The organism is Nostoc sp. DedSLP04 (assembly GCF_034530775.1).
In the GTDB taxonomy this organism is placed as follows: Bacteria; Cyanobacteriota; Cyanobacteriia; order Cyanobacteriales; family Nostocaceae; genus Nostoc.
In genome coordinates this window covers 1-22139 of record NZ_JAVRCL010000048.1, presented here as the reverse complement: position 1 = coordinate 22139, position 22139 = coordinate 1, and the positions used below count along the sequence as shown (strand labels likewise).

The window sequence follows — 22139 nt, the reverse complement described above, 5'->3', positions numbered from 1 at the left end:
CTGTAGTTCCAGTACCTAAGCCAGTGCCTGTTGTCCCGGTTCCAGTGCCTGTTGTCCCAGTTCCAGTACCTGTAGTTCCAGTTCCAGTACCTAAGCCACTGCCTGATGTCCCAGTTCCAGTGCCTGTTGTTCCAGTGCCTGTTGTCCCGGTTCCAGTGCCTGTAGCTCCAGTTCCAGTACCTGAGCCAGTGCTACCACTGGAGCTTCCGCTACCGGAGCTTCCACTGCCGGCACTTCCGCCACCAGAGCCTCCACTGCCGGAACCTCCACTTTGGGCGGAAACTAAAGTAGGTAAGGATACAGAAGCGAAACTGATGGCAAATACAGTAGCTAAAACAGCTTTAGATAAATTGAAAGGCTTCATGCTTATGGTTCCTTTTATGTTCTAGATTTGTATCGTTGATTGATTTACAAAAGCAATGTTGTCTCTTCAATCCACTGCTAAATTAGGTAAATTATGGCGAGGCAGATTGCAGAGTATTTTACTTAACTTCTTCTGGAAAAGTTGAAAGGATTTGAAAATACCACCAACAACTTATTCTTTGTCACATTAAGCAAAATAACTCATAATCAGTAATTACTACTTTAGGATTAAGAATTCACGAACAAAATCGCTTGTTCAAATATAGAAAATAAATATTATTACACTTACTTTCTATCTATCCTATTTTTACTAATTACTTATTGTGAATCATTTTGTTACTGTTAGATAGCATAAGTGTTAGTTTTTCGCCGGACTTCTACCATAAGAGTAAAATCACTTATATCCCAGGAATTAATTTGGCATTCAAGTTAGGTTAGTTTATATAGGACTCCGATTTTATTTCTGAAAACATACTGAGACTGAAAAGCCTGTTATATCGGGGTTTTATCTGAAATCTTGTTCAAAAATCAGATATGAGTTCTATAAGTGTGAGAAAACTCCACATTATAGAATAGAGTTTGTAATTAGATAAACAGACTAACCTAAGAAGTACAAGCGATCGCTAAGCTAAACAGGATTTTCACCTGAATAAATATAATTACTTTTTTTACATTAGCTTTTAGTTATTTTGATATAAATGAACTAAAAACTCTATACAGCCAGATGCTGCTTGCTGTTGAGACTCTATTAAGAATACTTCACAATCTTATTTCACCTGAAAACTTATAACTTCATACTCCAGATGTGTCTTACTTTAGACTTAAGGAATACTTTTATTATCAGTTCAATAGGATGGCATAAATAATTAAAGGTTTGTAATAAGGATTTTAATCTTCTCTTATCTAAAAGAGACAGCGCCCTAAGCGTAGCTATGCCGCAGACTTTACGAGACGCTACGCGATTAAAAGTTGACGCTGAAATTTACCATTCGGCTAAAGCGATCGCTATTCCTTGTTTTAAATCTGGTGTGATTGCGTCATTATTCGCTAACTGCTGCAATTGTTGATGTGTGGCTTCCTCATTCAGATTTTTCAGTGCTGCGATCGCATGTAGTCTCACCGATGCATTAAGATCGGCTAACAGGGAAATCAATGGTTCAATTGCCTGCATTTCGCCTAACTGTCCTAAAGATAAAGCGATCGCACTTTTGATGCTAGCAATCTCTGTGGCCGGATGTGGCGATCGCAGTATTTGCAGTAAGATTTCCGCAGATGGTGTAGTTAACTGCGGTTTTTGGACTCGTCCCAAAACTGTGACAATTTCTTGCCACACTGTCTCGGATGTACTTTGATTCAGTGCTGTTTGCAAATATTCCAAACTCGATAATGTTCCCACCCAACTTAAAGCGCGGATGGTTTCTAATTGCAGCGTTATCGGTGTCTGAGGTGAAATCAGCAAATCAAATAAGTGTTTAGCAGCCTCATCACTACCAATCCGAGAAAGGGTAACTGCGGCTGCACAACAAACATCAAGGTTAAAGTCGTAAAGTTTGGGTTGCAGTCTCGTGATTAAATCTAATGCTTGATGTAAATCGGGGCGAAAACCTAAACCAAGCACTGCTGCACGCCTCACTGTGGCGGCGGGATCGTCCAAAGCTTTTAACAATACTGGCGGTACGCGTTCGTCATGAAAACTGCTGAGGGCTTCAATTGCAGCGGCGCGGATTGCTGCTTGTGGATCTTGCACTACACTCAACAGCGGCATGATGGTTTCTGGTTGCCGAATACAACAAAGCGATCGCACTGCTAACAATCGTGTATTTTCATCTAATAGAAGTTCAGTTAGTGAAGCAATCGCAACAGTACCCATTTGTCCCAGTGCTGTAGATGCGATCGCTTTGAGTTCATCATTCTCATCATTTTTCAACAATTCAACTATTGACGCGATGACTTCGCCAACGCTTTCAGCGTACGCTTCTGGGTGTTTAAATTCACCTAAAGTTCTTGCTGCATACCAGCGCAATTCGTCTTCTGCGTCTTCATCTTCTAATATCTCAATCAGAGGTGGGATAGCAATATTTCCCAGGCGAGTCAACACTTTGGTAATTTCCCATCGCTGCTGAAAATCTCCCATCTCTAACATTGAGAGTGTTAATTTTAGGAGATATTCTCGATTTTTAACTATTTCTGGATCTTCCGAGTCTGCCCCTAAAACTAATTGTTGCAAATATTGAATTAGTGATGACCAATCAGCGGCATTATGTGCTGCCTCGGCTTGTACCAAAAGCTGTTTGATATTACTCACAATATCTTGCGTAAAAGGGATTGGGGACTGGGGATTAGGGACTGGGGATTGGGGACTGGGGATTAGGGACTGGGGATTAGGGACTGGGGATTAGGGATTGGTTATTCTCCTAGTACCCAGTACCCAGTACCCATGCGCTATCCTGCCTCCACTAGCTTGGCTTAACTACAACCGAATTGCCCTCAATCTTAGCGGCGTAAGTTTTTAGAGGGTCGGTTGCTGGGCCTTTTTGCACTTTACCATCGGCTCCATATTCCGAACCATGACAGGGACAAGTGAATTTTTTGGCATCTGCTTTCCATGCTACAGTGCAACCTGCATGAGTACAAGTAGGGTCAACAGCAGTTAGATTTCCGGCTTTAGATGTGCCGACTACCAGCACAGGCCCAGCAGGTGAGTTTTTTGCCAGCAATTGACCTGTTTTATCTAAATCTGCTGATGTACCTACTGTTTGCCAATCTTTAGATGCTGGAGTTGTTTGAGAAGAACAAGCTGCGATCGCTACAGGTAGAGAACTCGCAATCCAGCCCAAACCTACCCAATTAATAAAGTCACGACGTTTCATAACTGCTGAAATAATATCTAAGTTTTAGCTAACATCTGTAATTCAACTGGTCGCGGAGATAGCGTAGCGTTAGCGAACGTCAGAGTCCCCCACCATACATAAAAGTTGGTGGGGGAGGAACGCCGCTTTGGTACTGGGTACTAGGCCCGTAGTCAAAAGTTTTTTAAAATTTGCTAGTGGGTAATGAGCAACCACCATAATTTTAAGGGTTTGACACCCAATCCCTAATCCCCAATCCCCAATCCCTAATCCCCAGTCCCCAGTCCCCAGTCCCTTTTACTTTTGGATTTTAGATTTGAGATTAGTCTATGGCGATCCAAAATTACTTCAGTCCTCTCAAATACCGTTGATTAAGGGCGCTACATCGCTTATGGGTGACTTTAATGCAAGTAATGCATACTATTCATGCATTTTTTGAAAAACTTTTCCGAAAATCGTAACAATTTATACGATTTTAACACAAAAGTCACTTTAAGTTATGAGTATCGAAATTGTTACATGAACATTATCTAAACCTGCTTGACAAATTCCCAAGATGTAAATGGTCACAAATTTTCCTTAACTAACCACGGATTTGAAGTTTCGCGTTGGAATGTTCTTGAGTAAAAATAATCAGCCGTAGTTAAATATTAAATTTTTATTCCCTAACCTTCGCAGATACAGCACCTGATGTAACTACGGATTGATTGGAATTGGGAAATTATGACCACAGTTACCGATCGTATCAGTAATTTGCAACGAGATTCAAACTCATGACAGATACAGCAACTACCACTAGCCTTAATAAGTTCGAGAAATTAAAAGCAGAAAAAGATGGACTCGCCATCAAGAGTGAGATAGAGAAATTTGCCGCCTTGGGTTGGGAGGCGATGAACGAAACAGATCGCGATCATCGACTCAAATGGGTAGGCGTGTTTTTTCGCCCAGTTACCCCAGGCAAGTTTATGATGCGGTTGCGGATGCCTAACGGTATTCTTACCAGCAGCCAGATGCGTGTTTTAGCTCAAGTGGTGCAACGTTACGGTGATGATGGTTGCGCTGATATTACTACCAGACAGAATATTCAATTACGGGGGATCAGAATTGAAGATTTACCAGATATCTTTAATAGATTTCACGCAGTTGGTTTAACCAGCGTTCAGTCAGGAATGGATAACGTCCGCAATATCACAGGCGATCCCGTGGCGGGGTTAGATGCAGATGAATTGTACGACACGCGAGAGTTGGTACAGCAAATTCAAGATATGCTCACCAATAAAGGGGAAGGAAACCCAGAATTTAGCAACTTACCACGCAAGTTTAATATTGCGATCGCAGGTGGAAGAGACAATTCCGTTCACGCTGAAATTAACGATTTAGCTTTTGTTCCAGCATTTAAAGAAGCAGGGGAGCAAAATTTCCCTTCTGCTGATTCCCACGACAAAATTTTTGGCTTTAACGTTATAGTTGGTGGCTTTTTCTCAGCTAAACGTTGTGAGGCGGCGATTCCTTTAAATGCTTGGGTGGCTCCAGAAGATGTAGTAACTGTATGTAGAGCGGTTTTGGAAGTCTTTCGCGATTGTGGGCCGCGTGCTAATCGGCAAAAATCGCGCTTGATGTGGCTAATCGATGAATGGGGTTTAGATAAGTTTCGCGCAGAAGTAGAAAACCGTTTGGGTAAATCATTATTACCCGCAGCACCTAAAGACGAGATTGACTGGGAAAAACGCGACCATATCGGGGTATATAAACAAAAACAATCAGGATTAAATTACGCAGGCTTGAACATTCCTGTCGGTCGGTTGTATGCCGAAGATATGTTTGAAATTGCCCGTCTAGCAGAAGTTTACGGCAGTAGTGAAATTCGTTTCACAGTTGAGCAAAACATTGTGATCCCCAATATTGCTGACTCACGTTTAGCAACATTTTTAACTGAGCCTTTGCTGGAAAGATTTTCTATCGATCCAGGTTTGCTGACGCGATCGCTAGTATCTTGCACAGGCGCACAATTTTGCAACTTTGCCCTCATTGAAACCAAAAACCGCGCCCTGGCAATGATTAAAACCTTAGAAGAAGAGTTAACCTTCACCGAACCAGTGCGAATTCATTGGACAGGTTGTCCTAACTCCTGCGGACAACCCCAAGTTGCAGACATCGGCTTGATGGGAACTAAAACTCGCAAAAATGGCAAAACCTTAGAAGGTGTTGACATATATATGGGCGGCAAAGTTGGCAAAGATGCCCATTTGGGAACTTGCATCATCAAAGGCGTACCCTGCGAAGACTTGCAGCCATTATTGCAAGATTTATTGATTAAAAACTTTGGGGCAAAACTCAAGCAAGAAGCCTTACTAGTTGGTAACTGCTAGTTGGGCATTGGGCATTGGGCACTTGTACTGAGCGGAGTCGAAGTATTGGGCATTGGGCAAGACTCATACTTCAAACTTTAAGGCTTAATGTTCGATCTTTAAGGCTTAATGTTCAAACTTTAAGGTTTAATGTTCGATCTTTAAGGCTTAATGTTCAAACCTTAAGGCTTAATGTTCGACCTTTAAGACTTAACCTTCGACCTTTAAGGCTTAATGTTCGACCTTTAAGACTTAACCTTCGACCTTTAAGGCTTAACCTTCGACTTTAAAGGCTCAACTTCGGCTACCTCTTTACCGTATTTTATTCAATTAGAAAGATTGGAATGCTTAAAAACTTATTTTCATTTAGCGATCGCTACCGCATCTTACATCAGACTTGGTTTGCTTTCTTCCTCACCTTTGTTTGTTGGTTTAACTTTGCCCCCTTCGCTACAACCATTGGCAGAGAACTACATCTAGCACCAGAACAAATCAAAACTTTAGGCATTTGTAACCTTGCCCTCACAATTCCCGCACGACTAATTATTGGGATGCTTCTGGATCGTTTTGGCCCCAGAATCACCTACTCAATGCTGCTAATGTTTGCGGTTGTTCCTTGTTTAGCGACGGCGCTAGCGCAAGACTTTAATCAACTAGTCATCAGCCGTTTGCTGATGGGAATTGTCGGATCTGGATTCGTTGTGGGTATCCGTATGGTGTCCGAATGGTTCCAGCCGAAGGAGATGGGAATTGCTCAAGGTATTTATGGCGGTTGGGGTAACTTTGGGGCTTTTGGCGCAGAGTTTGCCTTACCGATACTTGCAGTTTCCACGAGCTTTTTCGCTGGTGGTGCTTCTAACTGGCGATTTGCGATCGCATTTACAGGGATTATTGCAGCTATCTACGGCGTAATTTATTACAACAACGTCCAAGATACGCCCACAGGTAAAGTTTACAAGAAACCTAAGAAAAATGGTTCTCTAGAAGTAACCAGTGTTAAAAGCTTCTGGGCGATGATTGTCTCGAATTTTGGTTTAATTTTTGCCTTGGGTTTATTGGCTTGGCGTTTGGAACAAAAGAACATTCACTTCCTAACTTTGAGCCAAATGTATTTGATTTGGTTACTATTAGCAGGATTATTTGCTTACCAAAGTTACAAAGCTTGGCAAGTAAACCGAGAACTTTTAATTGGCAAGAAAACTTATGCTCCATCCGAACGCTTTCAATTTGGTCAAGTAGCCATACTCGAATTCACTTATATAACTAACTTTGGTAGCGAACTGGCAGTCGTTTCTATGCTTCCAGCATTCTTTGAAAAAACCTTTGCTTTAGAACATGTTGTCGCTGGAATGATTGCCGCTACCTATCCATTCTTAAATTTGGTTTCTCGTCCCAGTGGTGGCTTAATTTCTGATAAATTTAACTCCCGAAAATGGACAATGACAATTATCAGCGCTGGCATTGGTGTTAGTTATTTGATAGCACATTTTATTAGTAGTAGCTGGCCGATTCCAGTAGCGATCGCAGTGACAATGGTTGCCGCTTACTTTGCCCAAGCTGGCTGCGGTGCAACCTACAGCATCGTTCCCCTAATCAAGAAAGAAGCCACTGGACAAATTGCCGGCAATGTGGGAGCTTACGGTAATTTTGGCGGTGTAGTTTACCTGACAATTTTCAGCTTAACCGACACTCCCACACTATTTTCCACAATGGGTTTAGCTGCACTAGTCTGTGCTTTTATGTGTGCCTTTTTCCTCAAAGAACCAAAAGGTTCCTTTGCCCCTGCATTTGAAGGTGAATTACCAGAAACTGCAACGAAAAACCCTATCTTCTTAACTGAAGAATAGACCTGTCTTGAAAATAGAAAGTAGGCAATAAAGCAAATAAATTCTCATAGTTCGTACTAAGGACTTTAGTCGAATGGCACTAAGAAAAGATACATGACGAGTTCCCAGCCTCTAGGCTCTTAACCCATTCTGGGAGGCTCCGCCTCCAGTAGCTTGATAAGAGGCAGAAGCCCACTTTAAATATATTCCTAGCCTCCAGGCTGGGAACAAGACGACAAAACCCTTTGAGCTTTACAAGCGTGCCATTCGTTTCAAAGAGTTTGCCTAACATACAAATTTCTCAACCTGGCGCTACATCTGAGGTTGCAAAATCAAAATAACAAAATGGTACAACAGCCATGAGTGAATTTACCAAAACTCTCTGTCCCTACTGTGGTGTTGGCTGCGGTTTAGAAGTTTCACCTCCAGCCCAACTTGGCAAAGCAACTAATCGAGATAGTCAAGGAAATCCGACTTGGCGGGTGCGGGGTGATAAAGCCCATCCATCTAGTCAAGGAATGGTTTGTGTCAAAGGTGCAACGATCGCAGAATCTTTAGATAAAAATAGATTACATTACCCAATGGTGCGAGACTCCTTAGATCGAGAGTTTCGCCGCGTTAGTTGGGATGAAGCTTTCGATCTGATCGCCAAACGCATTCAAACCGTGCGTTTCACCCAAGGGCCAGAAGCCTTATGTATGTATGGTTCCGGTCAGTTTCAAACTGAGGATTACTACATAGCCCAGAAACTCATGAAAGGCTGTCTGGGTACTAATAATTTTGATGCCAACTCTCGCTTATGTATGTCTAGTGCTGTGGCTGGGTACATTCAAAGCTTTGGTGCAGATGGGCCGCCATGCTGTTACGATGACTTGGAGTTAACCGACTGTGCATTTTTAATTGGTACTAATACAGCCGAATGTCACCCCATCGTTTTCAATCGACTGGCAAAGTATCACAAAAAGAACCGCAAAGTCAAGATGATTGTGGTCGATCCCCGTCGCACACCAACCGCAGAAGCCGCTGATTTGCATTTAGCCATTCGTCCCGGTACAGATATCGACTTGTTGAACGGCATCGCCCATTTGTTGATGCGCTGGAACTACATTGATACGATGTTCATGGAGGACTGCACCAGCAACTTTCCCGCTTATGCTGAGGTTATTCGCCACTATCCGCCAGAAGTGGTAGCTCGTCAATGTGGAATCAGTATTGAAGATTTAGAAACAGCAGCACGTTACTGGGGTAAATCTGAGCGAGTACTGTCTTTGTGGTCAATGGGTGTAAATCAATCTTCAGAAGGGACGGCTAAGGTTAGAACGATTATTAACCTGCACCTGATGACTGGACAGATTGGCAAACCTGGGGCTGGCCCTTTTTCCCTCACAGGTCAACCGAACGCGATGGGAGGACGGGAAGCCGGAGGTTTGGCGCATTTATTACCGGGTTATCGGGCGGTGAAAAATCCCCAGCACCGTGCAGAAGTTGAGGAGTTTTGGGGACTCAAGCCAGGACAAATTTCGCCCAATCCCGGTTTGACTGCTTGGGACATGATTACTGGGTTAGAAAATGATGCTGTAGGGTTACTGTGGATTGCAGCTACTAATCCGGCTGTGAGTATGCCAGATTTAGAGCGGACTAAAAAGGCATTGTTGCGATCGCCTTTCACTATTTACCAAGACGCATATTATCCCACAGAAACTTCTGCCTACGCTCACGTTCTACTACCAGCAGCCCAGTGGGGTGAAAAAACTGGCGTGATGACAAACTCCGAACGGATGGTAACTTTATGTCAAGCATTTCGCCAACTGCCAAGAGAAGCGAAAGCCGATTGGGAAATTTTTGCCGAAGTTGGACGTAGATTAGGTTTTGAGAGAGAATTTGCCTTTGCTAACTCGGCGGAAGTTTACGCTGAGTTTGTCAAACTAACTAAAAATCGCCCCTGCGATATGACAGGTATCAGTCACGCGCAATTACAAGTAGAAGGCCCGACGCAATGGCCTCACCCAGAAAAAAGTTATGAGTTAAGAGTTGGGAGTTATGAATTAGAATCTTCAACTCCTAACTCCTCACTCCAAACTCCTAACTCCAAACGCCTTTACACCAATCTCCGCTTTCACACCCCTGATGGACGCGCTCGATTTGGGGCATATTACTCCAAGGGATTGGCGGAACCACCAGACCCAAATTATCCGTTTGTACTAACTACTGGACGACTTTACGGACATTGGCATACGCAGACACGCACCGGTCGAATTGAAAAAATTTGCAAAATGCATCCCGAACCGTTTATCGAAATTCATCCTCGTGATGCTGCTCGGTTAGGTATTGCCGATAGTATGTATATAGAAGTGCGATCGCGTCGTGGTAAAGCGAAGTTTCCTGCTAAAGTCACAAAAGCGATCGCACCTGGTACAGTTTTTGTCCCTATGCACTGGGGTTCGCTGTGGGCAGATAATGCCGAAGCCAACGCCCTCACCCATCCAGAATCTTGCCCCGATTCGCTGCAACCAGAATTAAAAGCCTGTGCTGTGCAGCTGATACCAATTTCGGTGGAAGTTCCCATCAAAGATTATCAACTCCAGTCCTCACAATATAGCAATCCGATTTGATTCGGAGAATTACTCGTAAAGGCCGGGGACTAGGGACTAGGGACTGGGGACTGGGAAGAAGGAATAAAGGTGTACTGAGTTTTTTTCACGCAATCAAATATGAGTCCTATAGTAAGCTGCAAAGTGTAGCTCGGAAGTGGTAATTTATAACCAGCAACAGGTAATTTCGTCAATAATCAATAGTCAATAGTTATTATCATTTTTTCTAACTCTCTAATTTTGACTGTTACCAATTACTATATTTAAAGAGCTAAATTTTTAGTAACAAGGGATTTTACTAAAGTTTATTTTCGCTATGGATAAAGAATAAAAAAGCAGAGATATTTACAAAAAATTGTCAATTATTTCCAATCCTTTAGATTTATCTATGGGATTTTCTTTTATTTGAGAATTGGGTGCAGCAGATGAAAAAGCTAATGAAGCGAATTGTCAGAGCTACCACAGATGAGAACTTCATGCACATCATTGAAAATATAGAAGTGCTAGTTTCTAAAGTTCTATCTATTTTTATGGTGGTCGTAATTTTGGTAACGATCGGAGATTTAGGAATTTTTATTTTTAAAGAGTTATTTACAGTTCCTTATGGGAAATTTAACTCAACCTTGTATAAAATTTTCGGTTTATTTTTAAATATTTTGATTGCTTTAGAAATCTTAGAAAATATTACCGCCTATCTCCGACGACATGTTTTTCAGGTTGAATTAGTTATTGTTACTTCTTTAATAGCTGTTGCTAGAAAAATTATTATTCTTGACTTAGAAAAAGTTCCAGGAATTGATATAATTGGCTTAGGTATAGCTATTCTTGCTTTATCAATTAGTTATTTAATAATTCGTCTCAGTAATTCTAAAGATGCAAGTTAAATAAAATGCCTAATAAACTATAGCGGTTCTCAATTGCATGGAATACAGACCACTTTTAAAGGTACAGCAATTTTGGGTTTGTTAAGCAACAATATAAATTATTAATTTTGAATGCGTGAATTTTGATTCGGAGCGAAGCGACGTGACAGATTTCTTTCAATTTGAAGCAGACTTTGTTGATTCTCTGCGTTGCATCCCCATGCAGGTGCGTTGTAAATTAGATACTTGTGGCATCAAGCTAAAATTGCCTGATTGGAATCAAATGACGACAGATGAGCGTCAAGCTTTAGTGGAATTACCTTGCACTACAGAAACGGAAATTCACTCTTACCGCGAATATATCGAGCAATTAATCATACAACACACAGGTGTACCAGCGGCAAAATTGCCCATCGAGCCTCATCCTGCATGGCTAGATTCTGCCACTGTACCAGCTAGCCTTCAGGGAAAAGCTCAAGAAATAGGTGTAACCCTGACACAGCAACGTTGGGCAGCTTTAACACCCTTACAGCGTTTTGCTTTGATTAAACTCAGCCAGCCAGGACATGAAAACAAAAATTTTCCGAGAGCGATCGCAGAATTTAATCTGCTTTAATTTGCGATTCGATCGCGATCGTTGAATTATCGTCGTGTTCCTGTAATATGTATTAATTTTTGTTAATTTGTCATTCTGAAATGATACATGATAGAACAGTGATTGATGTTAAGTATCAAAAACTCGTATATAAACTAACGCCGAAAAAAGCTGACTCTAAATTAATATCTACTTTATAAACAACTATTGATGACTAATAGGTAAGGGTAACAAATATATGGCTGCAAAGAAACTTTTGATGCTTGTTGGCGACTATGTAGAAGACTATGAAGTGATGGTTCCTTTCCAGACATTGCAAGTGGTGGGACACACTGTCCATGCAGTTTGCCCCGACAAAAAAGCTGGCGATCGGGTGCGGACAGCAGTTCATGACTTTGAAGGAGACCAGACTTACAGCGAAAAACCCGGACACAATTTTACTTTAAATGCAACGTTTGCAGAAGTAGAAGCCACAACCTATGATGCCTTAGTCATTCCTGGAGGAAGGGCACCAGAATATCTCCGCCTCAATCAGCAGGTGCTAGAAATCACTCGTCACTTTGCCCAAGCGAATAAACCGATTGCTGCCATTTGCCACGCCTTGCAGTTATTAGCAGCTGCTGATGTACTGCAAGGCAAGAGATGTACTGGCTACCCTGCTTGTAGCCCAGATATCAAGAGTGCTGGAGGAATCTATGTTGATATCCCTGTCGATCGGGCAATAGTTGATGGTAACTTAGTGACAGCACCAGCTTGGCCTGCTCACCCACATTGGCTAGCAGAATTCCTCATAGTACTTGGAACTAAGATTGAACACCTAGAATTGACTACAGTTGTTTGAGACAAGATACTAGAAATCTTTTGGTTCACTTCATAACAGTTTCTTCCCCTACTCCTTACTCCAAAAGAGCTTTGCCAAAAACAACTGACAACAGACGACTAATAATTATATATTTTTGAAATGGAACTAAATGCAGTAAAAAATACTATTTTTTAATAAATTGCAGTGGGTTTAATTTGCAGCTACGATGTCAAAAGTACAGCATCAAGACAATCTGATTGAGCCGCCAAACAAGCCAGTTTTAGGGCAAACTCTCAGCAGATGGAATACTTCTTTACATGAGATGAAACAATTTGAAATTTTGCACCAATAATTTTAAATTTCTTAGCAGTAAGTGAAGCTATAGTGGATTTAGCAATGCTGCTGCTAATGTGGCTAAGGTTAGTCCTGCTGCCAAATTATGTGAAGAATTAGTTTAGAAACGTACTTCTTATCGATGACAGGCAAAAACGCAAGACATAATGCATTTCTGCGGCTAGTGTCTGGTAATGGGGCAGCTTTGGGAGCAGAATCTCGCTACTCGCTGCCCCCCAGTAAAGAGATGGTAATTGGACGCGACCCCAGCTGCCAAGTTGTCTTGGATGCCATGATGTACCGAATGGTATCTCGTCGTCATGCAGTGGTTCGTCCCCTCTCTCTATCCCCAGATAGCAAATTTAGCTGGGTGCTTTGTGACTTGAATAGTGCTAATGGCACTTATTTGAATGGACAACGTTTATATGAATGTCAGGAATTGCACCCAGGCGATCGCATTTCTCTAGGTGCTGATGGCCCACAATACATTTTTGAATGCGAGTATACCTCACTGACTCCGGCGACGACAGTCAACCAAGTTACACCACTGCCTTCAGCGACGGACTACCACAACCACACGCAATTAAAGCAGCCAGATTCTGTTAGCTTCACCCAGCTTTTTCCAATTATTTCCACTGGTAAAGATTTAACTAGTAAAGCTTACCTCGTACCGGGAATACTGACCGTAATTTTTGTGGTGCTGATGTTCGCTACAGTCGGTCGCCCTCAAGCTAATCAAGTGATTGTCGCAAGTTACATCGCCTTTGCTGCCTACTATTTTGTTTACCAACTTTGCGGAAAACAAAAGCCTTGGTGGGTGCTAATGGCTACGTCATTGGGGACAATCCTGATTTTGCTCAGTCCCCTGTTGGATCTATTTATTTTCGTATTTCGCGGCATCCTGCCTGGAAGCTTGCCCACACCCCAAGAATCTATCACCTTCACAGAGTTACTGGTGCGGATGTTTTTTGGCGCGGGGTTGATGGAGGAATTACTCAAGGCATTACCTGTACTAGGGGCTTTTGCCATCGGTAGAATGTTGTCTTCACCTTGGCGAGAACGCATCGGCATCTGGGAACCTCTAGATGGTATTCTCCTGGGTACGGCTTCTGCCGTTGGTTTCACTCTCTTGGAAACCCTCGGTCAGTATGTGCCTGATATCACTCAAAATGTCACGCAACAGGTGGGTATAGGGGCTGCTGGTCAACTTGCAGGTTTACAACTGCTAATTCCGCGAATTTTAGGCTCTGTAGCCGGACACATGGCTTATAGTGGCTACTTGGGTTATTTTATCGGGTTGGCTGTCCTCAAACCGAGTAGAAGTTGGCAAATTCTGTCTATTGGTTATCTGAGTGCTTCTGCGCTTCACGCTCTCTGGAATGCTACAGGGTCAATCAATGCCTTGCTGTTGGTAGTTGTTGGAGTGTTATCTTACGCCTTTTTGATGGCGGCAATTCTCAAGGCACGGGCGCTGTCACCAACGCGATCGCAAAATTTTGCTACCCGATTTCTTGGCCCAAAATAGAAGAAGCAGGGGAGCAGGGGAGCAGGGGAGCAGGGGAGCAGGGGGGAAAATAAGCAATTTGAGTATTTACCTCTTAGGATAGATGTCCTAATTTAAAAATCAGCGTACTGTTAACTTATTATGGGGTAAATATACTTACAAAAATAAAAATCATTAAACTTTTTCTTGCAAAAGTGTTGATTTTCGACTCTACATCTTTGCGTAAGGGAAACCAACATCTTTGCAAAAGACACCTCTTAATAAGGTGAACGCAAAGCGCGGGTTAGACGAACACAACGTGTAATGAAAACTTTTCTTATTCCCTACTCCCTACTCCCTACTCCCCATTCCCCATTCATAGTTCTGGCTGAGACTTGTTAAGTTCAGTAAAAGCATAAGAAGCGATCGCTAAACTAACTTTTGCTTTATCTACTTCTGATAAAGATGTCCACTCGCTATTTTGAAGATTACTGAGTGCGGATGCCGCATTTTGCGATTCGCTACTTCGCATAGCGTAAGCAAAAGGACGAGCCAAAACGATCAGATCCTCTGTTCCCCAAGCTGGTAGTACTGTCTGAACGCACTCAACCAGTTGCTCGCTGATTAATTGGCGAGCAGCAAATATCTCAGCAGCTTTGGTGGCGATGGTGTTGAGCAATATTTGGGGGACACAGGCAGAAAAATTTGTACGTAATGTTTCTTGAAGGTTAAGCACTACTGCCTGTTGTCGGTTATAATTGTGGTCAGGTGTCGGAGTAATACTAGACCAAAGTGTATCTAGATGTCCGTAAAAATCTTGCGATCGCCTCATTAGTTCAACACCTTGCAAATCTTCCATTCCGAACTGTTGTTCTAGTTCTTGAAAATAAGCTTCGGAATCTTGATCACTTGGATTCCAGGGATAGTTAGCATCCTCTGGTTCTAGTAACGCTTCTAATAACTCTAAATCTACTTGAGATGGCAAAGATGAGAAAGTGTCTGAGCCATTAATTTTGTGAGCCATATTTTCTTCCCTCATGATTATTTGGTGGTATTGACAGCTACAAGTTCTCAGAGGAGATTTCCGCAAAAAATGTTGATTTTTTCTCCAAAAAAACAGATTTTAAAAGCTAATGCTAAAGACTCAAATTCATTTATGCAATAGCTCTGCTAGGAGTCTTCAATTACAAACTCCCAGGTTTCACCTCTGGCACTTCCAAACTTTAACTGCATCCCCGATTTCAAAGGGACTTCCTCTCGGAGGATTTGTTGCCAGCCATTAGGGCCTAAAAACCAGGTTGTCCCATAGGTGGAAAAATCTTGCAAGTAATAAGTTCGCATCAGTGTAGCATCTGTAAGAGTATTGCGGCAGAAGATTTCGGCGTGGCGTTTGGATACAGATGGTTCGGGGATGACAATATCATTATCTTTCGTGCGGCCGATGCGGGTAACTCCATAACGCAGTAACCAGGTTTTACCTTTTGGAGTCAGCGATCGTAAACTTGCAGTCGGAAGCGAGGAACCGACCTCAGGAATGGCTGTATCTGGAAGTTCGGTAATACCTTCATCCAGATTCTTAATAAGTTCGCCATTAAAATCTGGATGCAGGTAGAGAACAGGCAAAGTCCAAGCAGGTTGATTAAATTTATACAGTGTTAACAACTCTTGCCTAGCTTGTGCTACGGCTTCATCAATTGGCTTGTGCGATCGCAAAGCTTCGGTAAAGGCTTGAATAAAACTGTGGCTTTCATGGTCAGCGATTTCATCGCGCATCCCCAAAACCGCAGGTACACCATGACGAATCAATACTTCTGCTAAACTGCTGGCAGGGATAGCTTGACGATCGACAGCAGCTGGTTGTGCGCCCCAACAGGCGTTGAAAACTGCTAGTTTCACACCTGTACGAGTCAATACTTGCGCCAATTCTATGCCATTGAGGGGCATATCTGGTCGCAAAAACAGTAACCCTCCGTCTGGGTCTGGCAAACCATGTCCAGCGTAAAAGAAAACATTGTATTCTTTGGTTTCTAATTCATCAATCAATTGTTGTGGAGTTGGTTGAATGAGTTTATTCACTACACAAGGCGCATATCTTTGGGAGTTACCAGGCGTATCTGCAAGAGCTTGTTGTAAGATAGCGGCTTCTTGTTCTAGTTGCAGCTTGTCATCATGACCTAAAACCAGCAAAATACTTAAAGCTTGGTCAGTTCGCAAATACGGTAAAGCGTCAACTTCAGTGCTGGTGCGACTAAATAGCAAATCTTGTGAGAGAGACATCGCCGATTGACCAGGCTCACGCTGCATAATTTCCCAAGGGAAAGCGATCAGATCCGGGTCGCGAATTTCTAGTCGAAAGCGCAAACGTGTATGCTGACCCATCGCAATACCGCGACTGCGTTCTAGACTACCAAGAATTTGCCCGTCAAATACCCAGCGCCATAAATTCATTCCCAAGTATTGCATCAGACGACTGCTGTAGGGGCCAGTAGGTTGACCTGAAGGAGGTGAAATCCAGTCTATGGGGAATGGGTTGCTCTTTTGAGATGTTGAGTTTGGGGAAATATCTAGGCGACCATGACCAGCAAACATCTGCTGCCATTCTTGCCAGACTTGGGTGAGTTCAACAGGCCATACACAGTCGTGTAAAACGTAGCCACTGGGATATGGAGCCTTGACCACCCAAATGGCGAAGTTGTCAGTGCCAGTATTTACGAGACGGGCGATCGCCAAATTCAGGGATGGCATGGATTCATTAAACTAAAAGCTAAAACAAATAATTTCAAGAGAAGAAAACAGATACGCCAGAATTCAGAATTCAGAATAAATGAGTGAGGGATTTAAACCCGACATTAATTGTGTTGCACCAAATTAGAGAGATGGTATAGGTTTTGAACTCGGTTATTCATCCACCAGTAGTACATAATTCATTCTGAATTCTGACTCCTGACTCCTGACTCCTGACTCCTGAATTCTGTTTTGATAACAATTCTCCAAGGTGAAAATTTTCTATTTTTTTGACCTTGTAAGTTTTTTACTCTGATTGTTACCTGTTATTATTCCAGGTTTTTACCAGTTTATCGAGTATTTGATTAACTTGGGCTGGTGTCAGATGGTTCGGTAACTGGCGGTTGCGTCACAGTTCTACATGGATTTGGTGCGTCTGATTGTAAAACAACGCCAAAACGGTTGACTTGGGAGGAGTTTAGCAATACTGTTGCTGGCAAAGGTTTTGAATTTGGGGGAACTGAGGTAGTTACAGCTGGGTTATTAGGATTAGCTGAAGTTTGGGTACTTTTATTGGCACAAACTCGCATAGACACCAAAAAACTGCCAGAAGCAGGATTTGGATTTAATTTTTTCTCAATAACTTCTAAAAAAGCCCCACGGGGGAGTGATTGGTTGTTTCCCAAGGATATGTCATTATTGGTTTTAATTACCCAACCAGAAGAAAGATTAGCTAGCGATCGCAGCGGTGCGGGTGTCGTTTCAATGCCAGGGTTTTGAGTTTGTAAGGGATTGGAAAAAATTGGAGAGGTTCCTCGCAGTTGCTTGACGAACAATCCTAAAAAACCTGCTGCTACCACAAATATTAATGGAACTATCCACTGTAGGGGAAATTGACGAGTTTTAGCCTGTTCAGTGTCTGGAATCACCTGAGTTTTGTGGTTTGGGCTGCCTAAAAGTGTCGCATCTGTCGCCTTGGATGCTAAATCAACAGTTTTGGCAGAATAGCTCTGGGGAATCACTGCTTGGATGGTGATTTCTGGTTCCCAATATTGGACTTGATAGTGAACTAAAGCGACGGTGACATTATCGTGTCCATTTTTAGTATTAGCAATTTCGACTAATCTATCGGCAACAGTTGCTATATTGGCTTCCCCAGCTAAAATCGGCAAAATTTCTGTTTCCCAGTACTCCTCTACGCGATCGAAGTCACTCAAACCATCGGATGTGAGCAGAAAAACGGCATCTTCATCGAGCATAAACCGTCCCGATGTGGGATGCAATGAAGTGCTAGAACCCATCCCCAAAGCTTGGACTAGAGAGCCAGCAGCACTTTGTTGTACTGCCTCGCGGTAAATGGCATAACCTAGCCGCACTTCGCGGGAGGCAACATCATCATCGAGAGTAACTTGATAACAGCCGTGGCGTGTAATCCAGTAGGCACGACTATCGCCGACGTGGGTAATGTACATTTCATGAGCAACAGGCAATGCCATGACTAAAGTCGTGCCCATGCGTTGACGCCCTTGGCGATTTTCGCTGTCATTGCGTTGACTGATTTTGTCATTGGCCATTGCCACTGCCTTATCTAGGTCATTCAGCAGCATTGCAGGGTCTATGTGGTCGTAGGGAACCTTTGTTAGTTGCTGTACCTGCTGCTGGATTGTTTCAATGGCTAAATTTGAAGCGACATTGCCACCCTCGTGTCCACCGATGCCATCACAGACAATTGCTAAGGCTGTTGGCTGGGGTGGTTTGCTCACTGGAGTTCCACTGGGAGGACTACAGGCATCTTCGTTACGTTGACGACTTGGCCCGGTGTCGGTTTTGGTGATAATTTGGATCGTGGGTGTTTGCGATCGCCCTAACCCAGCCAGTCCCCGATCTAAAACTCCGATTAATTGATCGGTTGAATTAATCTCTCCCTGAATTAAAGCCAGGCTAACGCGATTAACAAATTCCGCGATCGCTGGTTTGGCAGTGCTAACCAACTGCTGCCAAAATTCACCTAATTCCGGCAATTCTGGTGATGTGGCGCTGTCAAAACGCAATTCCAATAACCGGACTAACGATCCTTCTACCCGTAATACATTAGAGTCAAGTAAGCTAGAGGCGACACCTTCACTTACTAAAGGTTGCCACAGATGAGCTATTTGCCACAACCAATTTAGTTGGCGCATTGATGTTGCATCACGCCAAGCGGTGGTTAACTCGCTGCCCAAATGAACTTGTTGGATAGTGTCATCTACTAATAGTGGCGGTTTTTCTAAGAGTAATATTTCTCGGTGGAAAGACCCGTCAGCAACAAAAAGCACTCCATATACCTGCGGTACGTGTAAACGGTAGGGAATCAGTCTCAGGTACGCTTTTAGAGGCTGCAAATTATCTAACTCAGGCGTTAGCGCTAATAAACCAGGCTTCGTATCTAAAAGAACAAATTTATCAACGATTAAATAGCGATCGGCTAATATTTCTCCAGGGCTACCCACGCTTGGGCTATCTACCACAGCCCAGAGATAATTTTTGGGTAGAGGCGTCGAACATCGCTGGCAAAACTTATGAGTCAGGGGGTTGGCAGCCTGACAATTTTCGTTTGGACAGTAGAGCGTTGCCGCGTCATTTTCCATAGTTTTCGCACCGATCAGCGATTGGCAATTTCTTTAATAGCATTAGTAGGGACAATCTAGACCGCTCATCTTTCTTAAACTTGACATACCAAGACTTTAGATGATGATTTTAGCTGGCGGATATCAGCAGGTGCTAATACAAAACTTATCCAAAAAATACGCTCCTAACTCAACCCTACAGCCTAATCATAGCTTCTATTGCCCTGTGACTCTCCATCGCCAAAGCAACTAACTCCAACCCTGTCACCACAGCATAACCCAAGCATAACTGCACGATTTGCTTTTGGTAAATTACCCCATCATCAACAGGCAGATAATGTTGGTATTTATTTAGTTTATAAGTAGGATAGCAAGATTTAACTTTAATTTAATAATTAAGAATAGCAAATATTAATTTTGGCAAAAGTACCCGATCGATGCAGTGACTTTAAATATTTCTTTCGGACTGCTGTTAGTGGCAGGGGGAGGTAGCCAGTTCTGAGTTAAGCAATACAGATAATCGTAGGGGCACAACATGTTGTGCCCCTAACCATGTACTTCATTTACCTGAAATACGCTGGATGAATTTTTCCACTTTCAGCCGAGACACTTTTAACTCAGCACTCTTTGTAAAGAAGGGTTCAGGCAGCCCGCTACCAACTCATTGGCTTATTGCTTGTCGTCAATGGCAACTTGAGGGATTCCCATGCTGTAATTAGTAACACGGGCAGAAAGATTGTAGCTGACTTCGCCGAGTTGCAGAAGCGATCGCAGATAATGCTCTAAATCTGACCCTACACGGCGCAAGTTATAGTCTGTGAGGTCTGCGCCACTAGATGCTTCTACTAGCTCATCAAATTTTCGATAAATTTTTTGCAGTGCATCTTCATTCCAATTAAATTCGTTATCTGGGTCAACATCTAAGGTTAAGACTTGTTGACTAGGAACTAGATCGCCATCCCGGTCAATTTCACCTGCAAAAATGCGGATATGCCGGGTTGTGGACTTGAGCAGCATCGGGTTATCCATAAAAAGGTGTAAGATTTGCGTGAATTACACTGAAATTATTGTAGACGTTATATCCGAGCTTGAATGCTCTCAATTTAAAAGCTTTGAATGCTGTTTTCAAAGGGTACATTGAATGGTCATAAGTAAAAATATCACCTTTACTGATGAGTTTGCTACTACTGTTATGAGTTGAAGATATATTTAACTGCTAGTACTGACAGTAGTCGAATTATTTTTCTGTAAAAATTAATTGATAAAGTATTTTCATTTAGTCTATAAATCTGACTTACTGCTAAGATTTTTAGACTCAATTAATCCCAAATGGCAGTAAAACAAGGTACTCAGCAGGAATAATTTGATCTGTGTACTTTTTTTATGAAGAACAAAAGTTTTGACATTAATAATTATGCCGAGCAATTTATCCTGAATTTTCTATTGCAAAAAACGTACATCAAGTAATTTCACGCAATAGCGCTACATCGACCGCTGGCTGTAATAAACTCCAAAAATTTCAGCGGTTTTACTTACGTATAAACACTAAAATTTGAGTAACAAGTCAAACTGTTATTGACGTTCACATAAAGTTGATGTAAAAACCTTTAAAAAGGTTGAACAACTTCTTACAGAAACTTTATTGTGTAGAATCTTAAAAACTGAATAATAGTTATGGCTTACCATAAGCTACATCTGGCACAGAAACCTGAAAATCTAGACACTGAAAATCTAGCTTGAAAATACACCACAGGAGAGTGAAATGGAATACAAAGGTGATTGATGAAGAAAAATTCTTAATTCAAGCACTTTGGATTCAAAAGAGATATAAAGAATTTTGCTGGACATCTACCTCCTTACCCTCATGACAACCAAGTAAAGGAATCTCAATAGTTATGAACTCCAAAGCATTACCACGCCAGATAAATAATCTCGAAGTAGGTGTTTATGAGTGTGAAATACATCTCAAATTCCGGTTGATTGAGGAAAAGAGTCTATTGAGCGATCGCGAGCAACTCTTACAGGTGCTACTTGATGCTTTAACCGAAGGTTCTGATGACTTTCTAGAAACGCTACAAGCGTCCGTTAAAGCCCAGGAAGTATCGGAGTTTAAAGCCTCGCCTCAAATGCGACGTCAGCTAATGCGCTTGCGTAATGTCGCGGAAAATTCTCCAACCTAAAGGTGTAATTTCAGTAGTTAAAAACGTGAATTGGGCATCAAATCAAATGTTGATCCCATACCCCCGTTGCCATAAAAACTGAGCAGTCAGTAGATTTCATAAAATATTTTGATTTCTACCTTGTGAAAGTCTTATTTAGCAACAGAAAGTCCCAGGAACAGTTTCCGCTATTAAAAACTTTGTAGCAAAGAATACTGGTAGAATCTGAAAGCAAATTCAGCCGGGTGCATTTTACCGAGTTTTTATCAAAACATTGCAGAATAATAAAACCTTGTGTCTTTACAGATGGGGAATTGGACAACAGGCGCAAATCAAATGAAAACCTAAAAGATAAAAGTAAAAATAATAACCTTTCTTTTAGCTTTTTGCTTAAGCTAAGTGCCTGATTTGCTAAAAGACTTATGTTTTATCTATTACTGGTAATAGGTCACGGTTTAGCAGCCAGTTACCTATTACCGATTACCCAGGAGTAGGGGAGCAGGGGAGCAGGAAAGTGAGGGAGAAGAATTAATCACCAATTACTAATGCCCAATGCCCAATGCCCAATGCCCAATGCCCAATGCCCAATGCCCAATG

The 22139-nt window shown here is 42.3% G+C and carries 16 protein-coding genes; 9 read left to right on the top strand and 7 right to left on the bottom strand.

Translation table 11 applies throughout. The annotated features are described in order from the left end of the window. From RMX89_RS23845 to RMX89_RS23835, 3 genes are all read right to left on the bottom strand, one after another. A partial coding sequence (locus RMX89_RS23845) for a hypothetical protein (protein ID WP_322690697.1) occupies positions 1-364 on the bottom strand: 364 nt, incomplete at its 3' end. A gap of 981 nt (positions 365-1345) precedes the next feature. Then, complete coding sequence (locus RMX89_RS23840; protein WP_322690722.1) at positions 1346-2671, bottom strand: HEAT repeat domain-containing protein; 1326 nt, start codon at positions 2669-2671, stop codon at positions 1346-1348. A gap of 148 nt (positions 2672-2819) precedes the next feature. Then, positions 2820-3233: a ubiquinol-cytochrome c reductase iron-sulfur subunit gene (locus tag RMX89_RS23835; RefSeq protein ID WP_322671505.1), complete on the bottom strand. Its 414-nt coding sequence runs from the start codon at positions 3231-3233 to the stop codon at positions 2820-2822. A 752-nt stretch (positions 3234-3985) separates the two neighbouring features. Between RMX89_RS23835 and RMX89_RS23830 the strand changes: the two genes are divergently transcribed. The 8 genes from RMX89_RS23830 (at position 3986) to RMX89_RS23795 (ending at position 14095) form a co-directional block, all read left to right on the top strand. Further along, on the top strand, positions 3986-5581 hold the full coding sequence (locus RMX89_RS23830) for a ferredoxin--nitrite reductase (RefSeq protein ID WP_322690696.1): 1596 nt from the start codon (positions 3986-3988) through the stop codon (positions 5579-5581). 323 nt (positions 5582-5904) lie between these two features. Next, a complete protein-coding gene (locus RMX89_RS23825; RefSeq protein WP_322690695.1) occupies positions 5905-7407 on the top strand; it encodes a NarK family nitrate/nitrite MFS transporter in 1503 nt (500 codons plus the stop codon). A 338-nt stretch (positions 7408-7745) separates the two neighbouring features. After that, positions 7746-9998 carry a nitrate reductase gene (locus RMX89_RS23820; protein ID WP_322690694.1) on the top strand — a complete coding sequence of 751 codons (2253 nt, stop codon included), beginning with the start codon at positions 7746-7748 and terminating at the stop codon, positions 9996-9998. A 404-nt stretch (positions 9999-10402) separates the two neighbouring features. Next, complete coding sequence (locus RMX89_RS23815) at positions 10403-10861, top strand: phosphate-starvation-inducible PsiE family protein (protein ID WP_322690693.1); 459 nt, start codon at positions 10403-10405, stop codon at positions 10859-10861. A 142-nt stretch (positions 10862-11003) separates the two neighbouring features. Continuing rightward, positions 11004-11456 (top strand): nitrate reductase associated protein, encoded by a 453-nt coding sequence (locus RMX89_RS23810; protein ID WP_322690692.1) that lies wholly within the window; start codon positions 11004-11006, stop codon positions 11454-11456. A 217-nt stretch (positions 11457-11673) separates the two neighbouring features. Continuing rightward, positions 11674-12276, top strand: coding sequence for a DJ-1/PfpI family protein (locus RMX89_RS23805; RefSeq protein ID WP_322690691.1), 603 nt, complete (start codon positions 11674-11676; stop codon positions 12274-12276). A gap of 187 nt (positions 12277-12463) precedes the next feature. Next, entirely contained in the window at positions 12464-12589 is a 126-nt protein-coding gene (locus RMX89_RS23800; protein WP_322690690.1) for a hypothetical protein, read from the top strand. 123 nt (positions 12590-12712) lie between these two features. Beyond that, positions 12713-14095, top strand: coding sequence for a PrsW family glutamic-type intramembrane protease (locus RMX89_RS23795; RefSeq protein WP_322671513.1), 1383 nt, complete (start codon positions 12713-12715; stop codon positions 14093-14095). Positions 14096-14429: 334 nt separating this feature from the next. Here the strand turns inward: RMX89_RS23795 and RMX89_RS23790 are convergent, their stop codons facing one another. From RMX89_RS23790 to RMX89_RS23775, 4 genes are all read right to left on the bottom strand, one after another. Continuing rightward, positions 14430-15077 carry a hypothetical protein gene (locus RMX89_RS23790; protein ID WP_322690689.1) on the bottom strand — a complete coding sequence of 216 codons (648 nt, stop codon included), beginning with the start codon at positions 15075-15077 and terminating at the stop codon, positions 14430-14432. 146 nt (positions 15078-15223) lie between these two features. Continuing rightward, entirely contained in the window at positions 15224-16798 is a 1575-nt protein-coding gene (locus tag RMX89_RS23785; protein ID WP_322671515.1) for a CHAT domain-containing protein, read from the bottom strand. Positions 16799-17142: 344 nt separating this feature from the next. Beyond that, entirely contained in the window at positions 17143-19404 is a 2262-nt protein-coding gene (locus tag RMX89_RS23780; protein WP_322690688.1) for a protein phosphatase 2C domain-containing protein, read from the bottom strand. Between the two features lie 648 nt (positions 19405-20052). Beyond that, positions 20053-20412, bottom strand: coding sequence for an NAD(P)H-quinone oxidoreductase subunit M (locus tag RMX89_RS23775; protein ID WP_322671517.1), 360 nt, complete (start codon positions 20410-20412; stop codon positions 20053-20055). 866 nt (positions 20413-21278) lie between these two features. On the opposite strand from RMX89_RS23775, the gene RMX89_RS23770 reads away from it, so the two are divergent. Beyond that, positions 21279-21563 (top strand): Npun_R1517 family heterocyst differentiation transcriptional regulator, encoded by a 285-nt coding sequence (locus RMX89_RS23770; protein ID WP_094350942.1) that lies wholly within the window; start codon positions 21279-21281, stop codon positions 21561-21563. Positions 21564-22139: the final 576 nt, after the last annotated feature.

Coding starts and splice junctions, on each gene's coding strand:
- RMX89_RS23835 (WP_322671505.1), bottom strand. CDS start 3,233: ATGAAACGTCGTGACTTTATTAATTGGGTAGGTTTGGGCTGGATTGCG.
- RMX89_RS23830 (WP_322690696.1), top strand. CDS start 3,986: ATGACAGATACAGCAACTACCACTAGCCTTAATAAGTTCGAGAAATTA.
- RMX89_RS23825 (WP_322690695.1), top strand. CDS start 5,905: ATGCTTAAAAACTTATTTTCATTTAGCGATCGCTACCGCATCTTACAT.
- RMX89_RS23820 (WP_322690694.1), top strand. CDS start 7,746: ATGAGTGAATTTACCAAAACTCTCTGTCCCTACTGTGGTGTTGGCTGC.
- RMX89_RS23815 (WP_322690693.1), top strand. CDS start 10,403: ATGAAAAAGCTAATGAAGCGAATTGTCAGAGCTACCACAGATGAGAAC.
- RMX89_RS23805 (WP_322690691.1), top strand. CDS start 11,674: ATGGCTGCAAAGAAACTTTTGATGCTTGTTGGCGACTATGTAGAAGAC.
- RMX89_RS23800 (WP_322690690.1), top strand. CDS start 12,464: ATGTCAAAAGTACAGCATCAAGACAATCTGATTGAGCCGCCAAACAAG.
- RMX89_RS23795 (WP_322671513.1), top strand. CDS start 12,713: ATGACAGGCAAAAACGCAAGACATAATGCATTTCTGCGGCTAGTGTCT.
- RMX89_RS23790 (WP_322690689.1), bottom strand. CDS start 15,077: ATGGCTCACAAAATTAATGGCTCAGACACTTTCTCATCTTTGCCATCT.
- RMX89_RS23785 (WP_322671515.1), bottom strand. CDS start 16,798: ATGCCATCCCTGAATTTGGCGATCGCCCGTCTCGTAAATACTGGCACT.
- RMX89_RS23780 (WP_322690688.1), bottom strand. CDS start 19,404: ATGGAAAATGACGCGGCAACGCTCTACTGTCCAAACGAAAATTGTCAG.
- RMX89_RS23775 (WP_322671517.1), bottom strand. CDS start 20,412: ATGGATAACCCGATGCTGCTCAAGTCCACAACCCGGCATATCCGCATT.
- RMX89_RS23770 (WP_094350942.1), top strand. CDS start 21,279: ATGAACTCCAAAGCATTACCACGCCAGATAAATAATCTCGAAGTAGGT.